The following is a 13,515-nucleotide window of genomic DNA, read 5'->3' on the forward strand; positions in this document are numbered from 1 at the left end:
CTCAGTCGCCCTGCGCGGCCCAGAACGCCGGAGCATGAAAGGCGATCGCCGCTTCCGCCTCGGCCAGACCGCACACGGCGGGCTCCGGCACCTCGCCCCCGGCCATGACTTTCAGTACCGAGTGCACGCCATGGGAGAGCGACTCCAGGTTATAACCGCCCTCCAGGACCATGACCAACCGCCCCTGGCAATGCTCATCCGCCAGAGTTTGCAGGACTCCGGTCATCGCGGCAAAGCCTTCGTACGACACGTTCAGCGCGAGATCATACCCGTGGGCATCAAACCCCGCCGACACCAGGATGAGGTCCGGTTTGAAACTCGCCACCACCGGGGCCAGCAGTTCGCGCAGAATTTTCAGGTAGACCCGATCCCCGGTCCCCGCCGGAACCGGCACGTTCACGGTCGTCCCCTCCCCCAACCCGGCACCGACTTCCTCGAGCGCTCCCGACCCTGGATAAAACGGGGCAGCTCTATGAATGTCAAAAAACAACACATCCGGATCGGCATAAAAAATGTCCTGGGTGCCATTGCCATGGTGGGCATCCCAATCCAGAATCAACACCCGCTCACAGCCCAGCGCCGACTGGGCGTGAGCCGCCGCCACAGCAACATTATTGAACAGGCAGAAGCCCCGCGCCCGCACCGGCTCAGCGTGATGGCCCGGGGGGCGAACCAGTGCAAAGGCCCGCTCGGCCTTTCCGGTAAGCACCGCTTCCACCGCAACGATGGCCGTACCCGCCGCCACCTCGGCCGCTTCGATACTGCCCGGAGACACGGCCGTGGTATCCAGATCCAGCCAGGCACTCTTGCCCCGCAAGGCATAGATGTCCTGCAGATAAGCACGGGTATGTACCCGCGACAACTCTTCAGAGGTGGCCGCACGTCCTCCGGTCAGGCGGACGCCCTCGATCGGCTCACGCGCCAACAGGTCAAGAATGGCCGTCACTCTCCCCGGGTGCTCGGGGTAGCGCCACTGTACGTTCAACCCGGAGAGCACCTGTCGCACCCGTTTATCCAGTCGGCTGGGTAAAAACGCCGCGTTGGTATCCGGCTCATGGGCCAATACCCGCTCGTCGTAGCAAACCAACACTTCCTTCTCGCCGGCCATTCCTACCCCCCTTCGGTCCGCCCGTGGTCTCTTGAGCATATACCAGCCAACCCGGTTTCGCTGTGTCCTAAAAAACACCACCCGCCAGTGCGTTTGCCCCAAAAAGGTGCGACGACACCCGCTCCGAGTCGTATCCGTCCGTCGGCGAATCCTGTCACCATCGAAAAAAGCCAGACAGATCAACCACGTATGCCCCTGCCTTCGTGATTGGTACGGATTCTGCAGATTCACCCACAGGACCGTTTGATCTCCAGCGATCAGACACGGACCGGGACGTCCGCCTTCATCATTGAGCGATGCCATGACCCCGGGACGACCCGGACGGCCGAGGAGGGCCGGCTTACCATCTGGACGACCAGATACCTTGAGCACAAACCGAGAGGTAATCCAGATGACACCCGGCAAAGTTTCAGACAATCCACACACTGCCTTTCAGACGCTGCCGGTGGTCGATGTGTCGGGCCTGGGGTCGAGCGACCCGAGCCAGCGCCAGGCCGCCGCCGAGCAGCTGGGTCAGGCGGCCCGCGATGCCGGCTTTCTGTACGTGGTCGGTCACGGTATCCCCTCCGACTACACCGAGCGGCTGATCGCCCGGACCAGAGCGTATTTCGCCCTGCCCCACGCCGAAAAAATGCGTCAGTACATTGGCCACTCGGTCAATCACAGCGGCTACGTCCCGGAAGGGGAGGAACGCTTTTACGGCGCCAAGAGCGTCGACAAAAAAGAGGCCTACGACATCGGCTACGATATGCTCGAGCCGGCACATCGCCGCCCGATGCTGGGCCCCAACCAATGGCCGGACATGCCCGGTTTCAAAGAAGACATACTGCCCTACTACCAATCGGTGCTCGCCCTCGGGCACCAATTGTTTCGCGGTTTTGCGCTGGCGCTCGGCCTGGCCGAAGACACTTTCACCCAACACATCCGTCGCCCGCCCAGTCAGTTGCGGCTGATTCACTACCCGTACAATCCGGACCTGCCGCCGGACACCCCGGGGATTGGTGCCCACACCGACTATGAGTGCTTCACCATTTTGAAGCCCACGGCGCCCGGACTCGAAGTGCTCAACGGCGCAGGCGAGTGGATTGATGTTCCACTGCAGGATGATGCCTTTGTGATCAACATCGGTGACATGATGGAAGCACTCAGCAACGGTGCCTTCGTGGCTACCTCTCACCGGGTCCGTAAAGTGGCCGAGGAGCGCTACTCCTTCCCGATGTTCTGCAATCTCGATTACGACACGGTAATTGAACCGCTGCCCGAGTTGGTCAGCGACGATCAGCCACCGCGCTACGAACCCCTGATCGCCGGGGAGCACCTGTACGCCCAGACCATTCAGACGTTCGAATACCTGAAACAGCGCCTGGCCCGAGGCGAACTGGAGCTGCCAGAGGGCGCCAAAGGTCTGTCCTCGTTCGGCCAAAAGGCCGGGGGCGCGGTATGACCCTGCAGGAATTACTGGAACGTCACGCTCGACCGGCCACCGCCGGCGTGCCCGACTGGATGCTGGGCTGCTTCCGTCGCCGCTGCATCAGTTTCGCCAGTGGCGAGTCCGACAACCAGACCATCGTGTACTGGTTCCAGAGCCGCAATACCACCATCGATCTGCGACTGCCGGTTGCAGAGCAGCAGGTGCCCGCCAAGGCACTGAATGAATACAGCCCCGCGGAACTGCGCCGCCTCGCCGACTACGAAGGCTGGGAAGCGCGATCGCAATGGGATGGCGAACTAATGAGCTGGTTTGACGAGACCGCGCTGCAGACCCACAACCGCTGGCCGGAGCCGGCCGAGCTCAAGCGCATCGGCAACTGCATGATCGAGTTCGCACCGAGCGGCGCCTACGTAGAGGATTGGCGAGCGCAGCCTTCCGAGGCCGGCCCCCTGATTGGATTGCGGATGATCGAGCAACGCAACCTGGAGAGCGGTGAATGTGTTCACCGCGGCGGCGGGCTGATCATCGCAGGCGATCATGCGGCACTGGTGCTCGGTCGCCCGGAGCCGTTGTCGAACGATGCAACTCTCCAGAAGCAACTTGAGTCGGCCAGTCCGGACACGATACAGCGCCTGTTCGATTTTGAAACCTCTGTAGCTCAGGGCTCGCTAACCAAAGGCTATACCATTCACCACACCACCCGACCCGCCCGACTCGGCCAGCCCCTTTTGCCAGACGCGAGGTCCGACTGGTTCATTGAAGACCAGGAGGTGCGCCACCGATTTGAAATTGAGGGAGTCACCCACGAGCGCCGCTACCTGATCGACACCCTGGAGGCGCATTGCCCGTTCGATCTGCACACACCCTGGAGCTCAGAGGCCAAAGCCTGGTTCGGCCGGGAAGCCGCCACCCTGACCCGCTACACCCAAGTTCTCAATTAAAAGCCACCGGAGAAACATCATGACCCTTCGCATTCTGAAAACCCTGACCCTGACCGCGCTGCTGTCGCTGTCCGCCGTTTTTGCCCACGCCCAGGAGGAACCGAAGAAATTCACCTTGGCCTGGTCGATCTACGTCGGCTGGATGCCCTGGTACTACATCAACGAAACCGGCCTGATGGACAAGTGGGCCGACAAGTACGGCATTGAAGTCGAGCTGGTACAGATCAACGACTACATTGAGCCGATCAATATGTACACCGCCGGGCGCTTCGATGGCGCCACCATGACCAACATGGACCTGCTGACCATTCCCGCCGCCTCCGGTGTCGACACCACGGCATTGATCACCGGCGACTACTCCAATGGCAACGACGCCGTGGTGCTCAAGGATCGGGACAGCCTGGAAGACATCAAGGGCATGGATGTGTACCTGCTGGAGCTGTCGGTGTCCCACTATGCGCTGGCGCGCGCCCTGGATTCAGTGGGCCTGACCGAGCGCGACATCAATGTCATCAACACCTCCGATGCGGATATCGCCAGCGCCTTCAATGACCCGGCGGTGCAGGCCAGTACCCTGTGGAACCCGCAACTGGCCGAAGTGATGAAGCACCCGAAAGCCAACAAGGTGTTTGACTCGACCCAGATTCCCGGTGAAATTCTGGACATCATGGCGGTCCGCACCGAAACCCTGGAAGCCAACCCCGAGTTGGGCAAAGCGGTCACCGGTGCCTGGTTTGAAGCCATGGCGATCATGAATTCCGATACGCCGGAAGGTCGCGCCGCCAAGCAGATGATGGCCGAAGCATCCGGTACTGATCTGGCGGGTTATCAGCTGCAACTCGATGCCACCGAGCTGTTCTACACCCCGCAGCAGAAGCTGGCGTTTGCCACCAGCGAGCAATTGGCCGAAACCATGTCGTTCGTGACCGAGTTTTCCTTCCGCCACGGGCTGTTGGGCGCTGGCGCCCCGTCCGCCGATTACATCGGCATTGAGTTGCCCAATGGCGATATCTGGGGTAATGAGAACAATGTGAAAATGCGTTTCAACAACGAGTTTGTCGAGATGGCGGCGGAAGGGAAACTGTAAAAGATAGACGCTAAAGGATGAACCCCAAGACGGCACTGGCCCGGGAGGTCAGTGCCGTACCCGATAACCATCGAGCAGCGTATTCACATCTTCGAGCAGCGGCTCCAGCGTCTGATCGTCCACATGCCGCTGGGCAAAAGTACGCAAGCCCATGATCTGTACCTGAAGTAAACGCGCCAGCCGCTCGCAATCGACATCCGCGCGCAGTTCGCCCTCTCGCTGGGCGCGCTTGAGCAAGTCCTCGAAGATCTCCTCAATGTCGGTCAACAGCTCATTGACCCGGGTTCCCAACGGTTCATCCTCCTCGGTCACCTCCAGCAGCGTTTTCACAATCATGCAGGCACGCGCGGGCGGTTCAGACGCCGGAGAGTCCCCGATGACCATGTGGCGCAAAAACGCCTGCAGGGCATTCATGGGGGATTGGGCCGCCTTGAGCTGCTCGTCCAACTGTTTCAGTAGGTCCGAGGCGTAGACATCCAGCGCCTCAAGGAACAGGGACTGCTTGCTGCCAAAGGCGGCATAGAGACTCCCGGGGCGCATATCCAGCGCCAGCTCCAACTGCTTGAGCGAGGTACCGTGGTAGCCCCGGGCCCAGAACAGCGATACCGCTTTGTCGAGAGCGGTCTTGCGGTCATATTTGGCGGCTCTTGGCATGGTGCTTACCTCGGGTCTTCAGGGGCGTGGTCAGTGGCGTGAGCACCATTTGACCACAGTTCAGGCCGCTTCTCAAAAGTAAAACCCGGGTCAGGGGTAAAACCCGAACATCTGGGATACACTGGCTCCATGAGCACCTCTATTCCCGCAACGCGCTATTCATCGAGCCCCCTACGCCACCTCGCCTGGCTGCTGAGCGCACCACCGCTCTGGCAGGAGGCCTGGCGCTGGCACTTGTCACCTCACGAACAGGACCGCATCCGCATGACGCTGGACCATTGGGCCGCCCGTCCCGAAGCAGGCCCGGCGTTCCTCAGGGACACACCGCCGGCGCGCCTGGGGTTGTACTTTGAACGCCTGTACGACTGCCTGATGACCGAGCTGTTGGGGTGGGAAAAAGTGATCAACAATCTGCCGATTCGGGGACAGGGACGAACCCTGGGCGAGCTGGATTTTATTTTTCGCAACCCCGATACCGGCGAGCTTGAGCACCACGAAATTGCCGTGAAGTTCTACCTGGGCCATCCGGCCCCCGATGGCATTGAGCCACTCTGGTACGGTCCCAACGCCCGGGACCGACTGGACCTGAAAACCCGCCACCTGCGCGAGCACCAGAGCCGATTGACCCGCCGCCCGGAAACCACAGAAGCCCTGCGGGCGCTCGGCATCGACACGCCCCGCACCGCCCGGGTCATCATGCCCGGCTACCTGTTCTATCCCTGGCAGGAGGACTACCCCGCGCCGGTCCAGGCCCCACCAGATCATTTGCGCGGGCACTGGTTGTATCTGGAAGACATCGAACAGGTGGACACCCGTCACTGGGTGCCACTGAAAAAGCCCCACTGGCTCGGGCCCTGGATGCAGACCTCAACTCCCAACGTCGAGGCCACACAGGCCACACTCGCGCAGATTCACGAGAGAGCAACTCCGCGCCTGTTTTCCGCCTTGGCACCGGACCCGGAGTCCGGCTACTGGGTCGAGCGCGACCGCTTTTTTGTCATGCCCGGCGCTTGGCCCGACAGCGCCTGAAATCTCTCAATCACGGCTCGTGCATAAACCGCAGAAATTCCCGGTAGTCATTGACCTCATGGGTTGACCCTGGCGTAAACCGGATCAACTGACCCGGCTGGCGCTGGGCCAGTGCAAAGGCATCCAGCGGGTGAACCGTACCCAGTTTGGGATAGCCACCGATGGTCTGACGGTCTTTGAGCAAAACGATGGGCTGACCACTGGGAGGGACCTGAATGGCGCCGAAGGGAATGCCTTCTGAGACAATCCCTCCTTCGGTCGGATGCAGCCCCGGCCCATTCAGGCGAACGCCCATACGATCGCTTTGGGTGGATACCCGATATTCGCTGGCGTAAAACCGGTTCATCTGCGCGTCGTCAAACAGGGCCCGCTGCTGGCCTTCCAGCACCCGCAGGGTCAACGGTTCGGTGTAGTCGGGAATAAAACGCGGCGGCACTCGGCGCAACATTCCGTGCTCACTGGCGGCACAGGGCAAACAGTCACCCTCCTGCAACGGGCGCCCCCGGCCGTCGAGCCCACCCACCTGCTCGCGCACAACGGTCGCCACCGATCCGAACGCGGGCGCAACCACAATCCCACCGGCCACCGCCAGGTAGGCCCGCACACCACTGCGGGGAAAGCCGAACTGCAGCCGATCGCCGGCTTTGACGTTATGGGTCTGCCAATGGGCCAATGCCACACCATTACAGCTTGCCTGCAGATCAGCACCGGTCAGGGCAATGCGGATGGCTTTCTCTACTCTTAATTCCAGCCCGCCCAATGTAATTTCCAGGGCGGCACTGTTGGGTGAATTATCCAGGAGCTTGTTGGCCCAGAGAAACGCCTGCTCATCCGCGGCCCCTCCGGGGGTCAGCCCCAGGCGCTGATAGCCAAACCGCCCCAGGTCCTGCAGCAGCGTCAACATCCCGGGCTTGATCACGGTCAGTCCGGGGGTAGGACAATCAGTCATCCAGTCGTCCTCCCTGCGCGAGAAACTCGTCCCGGCTGATGGACACAAAGTGCACCCGGTCCCCCGGCGCGACCGGGCACAAGGTGTCCCGGTCCGGGTCGAACAGGGTGAGCGCCGTGCGCCCCAGAAGATTCCAGCCGCCCGGAGTGCTGACCGGGTACACCGCCGTCTGCCGGTCCGCCAGCGCCACGGAACCGACCGGCACGCTCGGCCGGGGGCTGTCCAGCCGCGGCGTGGCCAAATCGTCCGCCACCTCCCCCAGATAGGCGAAGCCCGGCGCAAAGCCGATGGTATACACCCTGTATTCCCGGGCGATATGCCGGCGAACGACTTCGTCGATCGTAATTTGATGGTGGGCGGCCACTCGCTCCAGATCCGGCCCCACCGAGGGGTGGTAGTACACCGGAATCTGCACCAGACGCCCCGCGCTGGAGGACCCCGCGGGCAGCCTGCTCAGTAACGATTCAATGGCGGGAGATAGGCTATCAAAGGATTCGTAGCGCGGATCAAAACCGACCAGCAAGGTGGTGTAGGAAGGCACCAGATCCCGCACGCGGCCAGTCAGTCGACTGGCCAGACAATCCGTAGCCGCGCGAATCTGCGGTACCAGAGCGGGGTCAATGCGACCACCAAAACGCAGCAGGAGGCAGTCGGCTCCGGCGGGCTCTAACGTCCAGTCCGACAAGGGTCAGCCCCCCTGATACCAGCCATCCAGGGCGTCACGGATACGCCGCACCGACTGCACCGATTCGTCATTATCGCCATGCACACACAGTGTGGTGGCATCGAGCGTCAGCGTTTTGCCCTCCAGCGTCTGCACCTGACCACTGGTGGCCAGGCTGATCGCCTGTGCCACAATCGTTTCCGGATTTTTGTGTACGGCGCCCGGCACGGACCGAGGCACCAAAAATCCCCGTTCATCGTAGGCCCGGTCCGCAAACGCCTCAAACCACAGCCGCACCCCGAATTCATCGGCCACCTTCCCCACCGCTTCGTTATCAGCCGTGGCCAATACCATCAATGGTAAGGAAGCATCGTAGGTCGCCACCGCTTCCAATACCGCACGCAGTACCGACTCATGGTGCATCATATCGTTGTACAGGGCGCCGTGGGGTTTGACATGGGAGAGCGCCATTCCGTGCACTTTGGCAATACCGGCAAGCGCGCCGATCTGATAGTGCACCAGGGCCACAATCTCCAAGGGGTTGCACTGCATACTGCGCCGCCCAAAGCCCTGGAGATCGGGGTAACTCGGGTGCGCGCCAATGCTCACCCCGGCCTGCTTGGCCAACAGCACTGTGCGGGTCATGGTGACCGGATCCGAGGCGTGAAAACCGCAGGCGATATTGGCCAGGTCCACGAGTGGCATGACGTCTTCATCCCGTCCCATGGTCCAGGGGCCAAAGCTTTCGCCCATATCGCCGTTGAGCAGTAGCCGGTTGAGCGGCTGGCCGAATGTCATAAAGGCCTCTCCAAACATCAGTAGTTGCACGAGTTTACCCTAATGACCGGAATCGGTTCGAGGGCGTGTTGGGGAGAGGAGCGCCGGGGGCTCCTACCGCCACCACGTATATCGAATTGTCCTACAATAAGTGCTAGCATTCTTGCTGCGTAAAAACGGCATAAACAATAAAACGAGAGAATGGAGAACAACCGCATGAGATTCCTTGCGCGCGCCCTATCGCTATGCACATTACTGCTGGCCGCTGGCTGTCAGCATACGGCGGAACCCCGCTCCCCGGAGCTCACATCCGAATCGGTCAAAAACCTGACCCAAAAAGTGGCCGACTGGCAGATCGAGCATTTCGAGGAGCAGGGCAAGTACCGCGCCCTGCCTCAGGACCCACCGGACTGGGCCAACCGGGAGCAATACCACGACCTGGAGTGGCACAACGGCGCGCTCTACGCGGGCATGAACCAGTGGCGCAAAATCGCCGACGATCCCAAGTATACCGAATGGTTGAAGATGATCGGCGAGCGCAACGACTGGGCCCTGCACCGGCGCCCCTACCATGCCGATGACCACGTGGTGGGCCAGTTCTACCTCGCCCTGTACGAAGACTTCAATGACCCGGCCATGCTGAACCCGGTGCGGTCCCAGTTTGACTGGATACTGGAAAACCCGAAAACCGGTACCCTGGACTGGAATGCCGAAAACACCCACGCACACGAGCGCTGGGGCTGGTGTGATGCTCTGTTTATGGCGCCCCCGGTGTGGGCCCGGCTGGCGAAAGTCACTGGAGAGGAAAAGTACCTGGATTTCATGCACCAGGAATACCTCGCCACCTATGACCTGCTCTGGAGTGAAGAGGATCAGCTGTTCTTTCGGGACTCCAGTTTCTTCGATCAGCGCGAGAAAAACGGCGAAAACATTTACTGGTCCAGAGGCAATGGCTGGGTATTCGCCGGCCTGGCGCTGATGATTCCCGATCTGCCTAGAGACTGGGAGCACCGGGATTTCTATCTCGAACTCTATAAAAAAATGGCTCGCAAGATCCGCTCCGTCCAGCGAGACGATGGTACCTGGTCCATGGGGCTGCTCGGCGACCCCGCGCAGTATCCGATCAAGGAAACCAGTGGCACGGCGTTTTTCACCTTTGGCCTGGCCTGGGGCATCAACGAGGGCATTCTGGATCGAGACACCTATGAACCAGTGGTACTGAACGCCTGGCAGGCGCTGGCCGATGCGGTGACCGATGAAGGCCTGTTGGGGCATGTGCAACCGGTCGGCGCCGCACCGGGGGAGTCCTTCCCAGATTACACCGAAGTCTATGGCGTCGGTGCCTTTCTGGCCGCAGGCTCGGAAGTCTACAAGCTGCTTGAGTCACAGGAAACGGCCAACGATCAAGCCGCCAAGCCCACCGTTCAGACCTTCATGCACAACAGCGGCTGGTGCTGGTTTCAGGACCCGCGCGCCATCATTCACGACGGGCAGTTGATCATCGGCGGTGTGGCCGGCAACGGCATTGGCGATGCGGCGGTGGGGGTATACGACCTGGAAAATCGGGTCATTCTGGGCAGAACCAGCCTGCACAAGCACTTTGACCATGACGATCACAATACCCCGGCGTTTTTTGCCCGCCCGGACGACAGCCTGCTGGCGGTGTACGCCCGTCACAGCACCGAGAACAAGCACTATTACCGCTTCTCCGATAGCGACGACTACCTGAGCTGGGGCGAAGAGCACACGCTGGAGAGCGGCGAGCCGGTTACCTATATGAACCTGTACGCTCTGGCCGCCGAAGACACTCTGTACAACTTCTACCGGGGCATTGAATGGAACCCCACCTTCGTCACCTCCAATGATGAAGGCGCCAGTTGGGGCGACCCCGTTCACTTCATCAAAAGTGAGGTGGAAGGGCGCAACCGACCCTACCCCCGCTACGCCAGCAACGGACAGGACACCATCGCCGTTTCCTTTACCGACGCTCATCCACGAGTGCACGGCACCAGTATTTACTACGCCGAATTCCGGAATGGCAGTTTCTACAAGGCTGATGGTAGCTTCATCAAAAACCTGAAGAAGGATGGGCCGCTGAAGCCATCAGAGGCCGAACGGATTTTCCAGGGCGGCGGTGGCGGTTTCCGGGGCCACGAACTCAGTGCTCACAACAGCGCCTGGACCAGCTCGATCGTACTGGACGAGCAGGGTCATCCCCATATCGGCTACTCGCTCTACCTGAGCAATGACGACCAGCGCTACCGCCTGGCGTCCTGGGATGGAGCGCAGTGGATCGATCGCGAAGTGGCCCACGCCGGCAGCCGACTGTACGAGCGCGAAGCGAGCTATACCGGACTGATCACGCTCGACCCGTCAGACCCGAACCACTTGGTGATTTCGACGGATGTTCACCCAAAAACCGGGGAAGCATTGGGCGGCAAACATCAGATTTTTCGCGCGCATATTGGCGAGGGCCAGCAAACCGCTGACATTCAGTGGGAACAGGTGACCGATGACCCGGCGCGCCACAACATCCGCCCCATGATCATTCCGCAGGAATCCCATAGCGTCATAGCCTGGCAGCGCGGGCAATACACTACCTACACCGATTATTACCTGGATACCGTGGGGATCGTTTACTGATCAGCGGGTTTTCCACATGTTGGCCACGGCCTTGTCGCTTCCGAGAAGGCCCACCACCGCACAGACAATACTGCCCGACAGAAAAACCACGGCAGGGATCAGGCCGCCCAACACAGAAAACTTGACGGCCGCAAACAGGGAGCCCGACGCTATGACCAGGAACAGAACCGCCACCACAATCAAAATGGTGCGGTGCAAGGGCTTGTAAGCATAGCGCGCTTCGCCCTTTTCGAAGTGATTGAGAATCGGCGAAAACAGCTTTTTCATAGACCCCCCGCAAAGATTCACGATTATAGAGCCATAGTCTCCGCTATTACCACCGCCAGCCCGGTCAATCCAAATTATTCCTCAGCGCACACGTTGGGCGGCGCGCTTTACCCAGAGGATGGCAACACCGCCCCGCAATTGCTCAGTACCGAGGACGCGCAGATGTCCTCGTCCCAGTATGGGCATCAATCATCCAGCTCAAAGACTCCGTTCAGGAACGCAATCATATCGCTGACCGTCGGTTCCGAGAGTTCCTCAAAGCAGCCCTGGGTGTAGTCGTTGCAACCACTGTCCAGAAATCCGTGACCCCTGCCTTCGTAAATCTTCAGGGTGGCGGGCTGGCCCAAGGCCTTCAGCGCATCCACATAAGCGCGCGCACTGGCCGGCGTCGTCAGCTGGTCTTCCGACCCGACGTGAACAAACTGGGGCGGCAAGGGGTACTCCTCGGCACTGACCAGGTACTGGTCCGGTGATACCGCCTGATAGTACTCAGGATGGTCCTCGACATTGATACCGTCACCAAACATGCCGCGCGCCTCGGCACCGCCCCAGGCCCAGAACGGATTGCTGTCCTGCTCGAAACCACCTTTGGCCGATTCGTACAGGCTGAACGCCGCATAGCTCAGAATGGCAGCCTGCACCCGCAATCCATCCTCGCGGGCCACGGCCTCGGCGGTCATTCCCTCAGGCAAGTAGGTCGGGGTGAAACCCAGCGGTTTGGAATCAAAGCCGTCATTGCTCAGCGTGCGCCCCGCCAGCGTCACCATGGCCGACAGATGCCCGCCCGCGCTATCGCCGGTCACGGCAATTCGGTCCGGGTCGCCACCGTAGCGCTGGATGTTGTCTTTCACCCAGAGCACCGCGCCCATGGCATCCTCCACGATTTCATCCATGGTAGTGGTGTTATCCAGATCCCCCAGCAGACGGTAGTTGATGTTCACCGTCACCAGGTCGGCACGTCGGGCGATGGTGTCCGCCAGGTCCGTCATGATGGACTGGTCGTTCACCAGCCAACCGCCACCGTGAATGATCACCAGAACGGGCCGGGCCTGAGTGTCGGTTTGCGGCACCGCAATATCCAGGGTCAGATCAAACCCTTCCGGGCTGGCCCAGACGATGTCGCGATGATGGTTGATTTCGTGCTCCACGGGTACGCTGGAACATGCCGACACGGCGAGTGCGATACACACAGCGCCGAGTATCTTTGTCACGAATCTCATATCCAATACCTTTGCCAGGAATGACGTTATTGTGGATCATCGACCTTAATGGTCGGATGCACTTTAACAGTATTCCGGCAAAAGCTCAGCCCCAACTAATTAACGGTTCGAACTCTCGGCGACAGGGCTTTCAAGGTGGTAAAACCCGCCCGTATCCGTGCGGCGGTGGTGATCCAGCACATCACAGCGAAGAGGCCCGCCAGCCAGGGGAAGTATTGCGGGAACAGACAGAACAGCACCAGCGCCACGATGGTCTCGGTGCCCTCGGCCAAACCGCCCATGTAGTAGAGGGATTTCTGCGGGTAGTCCGGGCTGTCGAGTTGGTATTTGTTGGCCATAATCGCGAAGGCGAGAAAGGTGGTACCGGTGCCGACGAAAGAGAGCATCAGCAGCGCGGAGCAGAACGCGTTCTGCTCCGGGTTGGCGAGCAGAAAACCGAAGGGAACGGCATTGTAGAAAATGAAATCCAGCACGATATCCAGAAACCCGCCGGAATCGCTCAGCCCCTGAATTCGGGCCAGGGCGCCATCGAGCCCATCGCTCAGGCGGTTGAGCAAAATCACCACCAGTGCGGCGGCATACCATTCCAGCGCGAGCAGCGGAATACTCAACATTCCGATGGCGAAACCACCGACGGTCACCTGGTCGGCGGTGATGCCCAGGCGGTCCAGTCGTGCGGCAAGCCAGCGCAGCGGCGGACGGGTCAGAGGAATCAGACGGGTATCGAGCATTGAGCGACTCCGG

At 60.6% G+C, this 13,515-nt stretch carries 13 protein-coding genes; 5 read left to right on the forward strand and 8 right to left on the reverse strand.

Going from position 1 to position 13,515, the window contains the following annotated elements:
• Window position 1: 1 nt before the first annotated feature.
• Entirely contained in the window at window positions 2-1,108 is a 1,107-nt protein-coding gene (locus tag N645_RS0110060; RefSeq protein WP_024461384.1) for a histone deacetylase, read from the reverse strand.
• A 391-nt stretch (window positions 1,109-1,499) separates the two neighbouring features.
• Here N645_RS0110060 and N645_RS0110065 point away from each other — a divergent pair, with 391 nt between their 5' ends.
• From N645_RS0110065 to N645_RS0110075, 3 genes are read left to right on the forward strand one after another with little or no spacing between them, the layout of a single operon-like run.
• Window positions 1,500-2,552, forward strand: a complete 1,053-nt coding sequence (locus tag N645_RS0110065) for an isopenicillin N synthase family oxygenase (RefSeq protein WP_024461385.1) — start codon at window positions 1,500-1,502, stop codon at window positions 2,550-2,552.
• Window positions 2,549-3,481 carry a hypothetical protein gene (locus N645_RS0110070; RefSeq protein WP_024461386.1) on the forward strand — a complete coding sequence of 311 codons (933 nt, stop codon included), beginning with the start codon at window positions 2,549-2,551 and terminating at the stop codon, window positions 3,479-3,481. Before N645_RS0110065 ends, N645_RS0110070 begins: the two co-directional genes overlap by 4 nt.
• Before the next feature lie 19 nt (window positions 3,482-3,500).
• Window positions 3,501-4,568: a putative urea ABC transporter substrate-binding protein gene (locus tag N645_RS0110075; protein ID WP_024461387.1), complete on the forward strand. Its 1,068-nt coding sequence runs from the start codon at window positions 3,501-3,503 to the stop codon at window positions 4,566-4,568.
• 48 nt (window positions 4,569-4,616) lie between these two features.
• Here the strand turns inward: N645_RS0110075 and N645_RS0110080 are convergent, their stop codons facing one another.
• Window positions 4,617-5,222, reverse strand: coding sequence for a TetR/AcrR family transcriptional regulator (locus tag N645_RS0110080; RefSeq protein WP_024461388.1), 606 nt, complete (start codon window positions 5,220-5,222; stop codon window positions 4,617-4,619).
• Window positions 5,223-5,351: 129 nt separating this feature from the next.
• Here N645_RS0110080 and N645_RS0110085 point away from each other — a divergent pair, with 129 nt between their 5' ends.
• The gene (locus N645_RS0110085) at window positions 5,352-6,251 is read left to right on the forward strand and encodes a DUF1853 family protein (RefSeq protein WP_036160812.1); all 900 of its coding nucleotides are present in this window, start codon (window positions 5,352-5,354) and stop codon (window positions 6,249-6,251) included.
• A gap of 10 nt (window positions 6,252-6,261) precedes the next feature.
• On the opposite strand, the gene N645_RS0110090 is transcribed toward N645_RS0110085, so the two are convergent.
• Genes N645_RS0110090 through N645_RS0110100 form a run of 3 tightly spaced genes read right to left on the reverse strand, consistent with a single transcriptional unit; the run spans window position 6,262 to window position 8,692 of the window.
• A complete protein-coding gene (locus N645_RS0110090; RefSeq protein ID WP_024461390.1) occupies window positions 6,262-7,200 on the reverse strand; it encodes a biotin-dependent carboxyltransferase family protein in 939 nt (312 codons plus the stop codon).
• The gene (gene pxpB / locus N645_RS0110095) at window positions 7,193-7,885 is read right to left on the reverse strand and encodes a 5-oxoprolinase subunit PxpB (RefSeq protein ID WP_024461391.1); all 693 of its coding nucleotides are present in this window, start codon (window positions 7,883-7,885) and stop codon (window positions 7,193-7,195) included. Before pxpB ends, N645_RS0110090 begins: the two co-directional genes overlap by 8 nt.
• A gap of 3 nt (window positions 7,886-7,888) precedes the next feature.
• Window positions 7,889-8,692 carry a 5-oxoprolinase subunit PxpA gene (locus N645_RS0110100; RefSeq protein ID WP_238559231.1) on the reverse strand — a complete coding sequence of 268 codons (804 nt, stop codon included), beginning with the start codon at window positions 8,690-8,692 and terminating at the stop codon, window positions 7,889-7,891.
• 165 nt (window positions 8,693-8,857) lie between these two features.
• On the opposite strand from N645_RS0110100, the gene N645_RS17480 reads away from it, so the two are divergent.
• Window positions 8,858-11,284, forward strand: coding sequence for a glycoside hydrolase family 88 protein (locus tag N645_RS17480; RefSeq protein WP_051174448.1), 2,427 nt, complete (start codon window positions 8,858-8,860; stop codon window positions 11,282-11,284).
• Here N645_RS17480 and N645_RS0110115 read toward each other — a convergent pair whose 3' ends face one another.
• From N645_RS0110115 to N645_RS0110125, 3 genes are all read right to left on the reverse strand, one after another.
• Window positions 11,285-11,551, reverse strand: coding sequence for a hypothetical protein (locus N645_RS0110115; protein WP_024461393.1), 267 nt, complete (start codon window positions 11,549-11,551; stop codon window positions 11,285-11,287).
• A 185-nt stretch (window positions 11,552-11,736) separates the two neighbouring features.
• Window positions 11,737-12,762, reverse strand: coding sequence for an alpha/beta hydrolase (locus tag N645_RS0110120; protein WP_202960785.1), 1,026 nt, complete (start codon window positions 12,760-12,762; stop codon window positions 11,737-11,739).
• Between the two features lie 104 nt (window positions 12,763-12,866).
• Window positions 12,867-13,502, reverse strand: coding sequence for a CDP-alcohol phosphatidyltransferase family protein (locus N645_RS0110125; protein WP_024461395.1), 636 nt, complete (start codon window positions 13,500-13,502; stop codon window positions 12,867-12,869).
• Window positions 13,503-13,515: the final 13 nt, after the last annotated feature.

The sequence above is a fragment of the Marinimicrobium sp. LS-A18 genome (assembly GCF_000463525.1).
GTDB classification, from domain to species: Bacteria; Pseudomonadota; Gammaproteobacteria; order Pseudomonadales; family Cellvibrionaceae; genus Marinimicrobium; species Marinimicrobium koreense.

Coding starts and splice junctions, on each gene's coding strand:
- N645_RS0110060 (WP_024461384.1), bottom strand. CDS start 1,108: ATGGCCGGCGAGAAGGAAGTGTTGGTTTGCTACGACGAGCGGGTATTG.
- N645_RS0110065 (WP_024461385.1), top strand. CDS start 1,500: ATGACACCCGGCAAAGTTTCAGACAATCCACACACTGCCTTTCAGACG.
- N645_RS0110070 (WP_024461386.1), top strand. CDS start 2,549: ATGACCCTGCAGGAATTACTGGAACGTCACGCTCGACCGGCCACCGCC.
- N645_RS0110075 (WP_024461387.1), top strand. CDS start 3,501: ATGACCCTTCGCATTCTGAAAACCCTGACCCTGACCGCGCTGCTGTCG.
- N645_RS0110080 (WP_024461388.1), bottom strand. CDS start 5,222: ATGCCAAGAGCCGCCAAATATGACCGCAAGACCGCTCTCGACAAAGCG.
- N645_RS0110085 (WP_036160812.1), top strand. CDS start 5,352: ATGAGCACCTCTATTCCCGCAACGCGCTATTCATCGAGCCCCCTACGC.
- N645_RS0110090 (WP_024461390.1), bottom strand. CDS start 7,200: ATGACTGATTGTCCTACCCCCGGACTGACCGTGATCAAGCCCGGGATG.
- N645_RS17480 (WP_051174448.1), top strand. CDS start 8,858: ATGAGATTCCTTGCGCGCGCCCTATCGCTATGCACATTACTGCTGGCC.
- N645_RS0110115 (WP_024461393.1), bottom strand. CDS start 11,551: ATGAAAAAGCTGTTTTCGCCGATTCTCAATCACTTCGAAAAGGGCGAA.
- N645_RS0110125 (WP_024461395.1), bottom strand. CDS start 13,502: ATGCTCGATACCCGTCTGATTCCTCTGACCCGTCCGCCGCTGCGCTGG.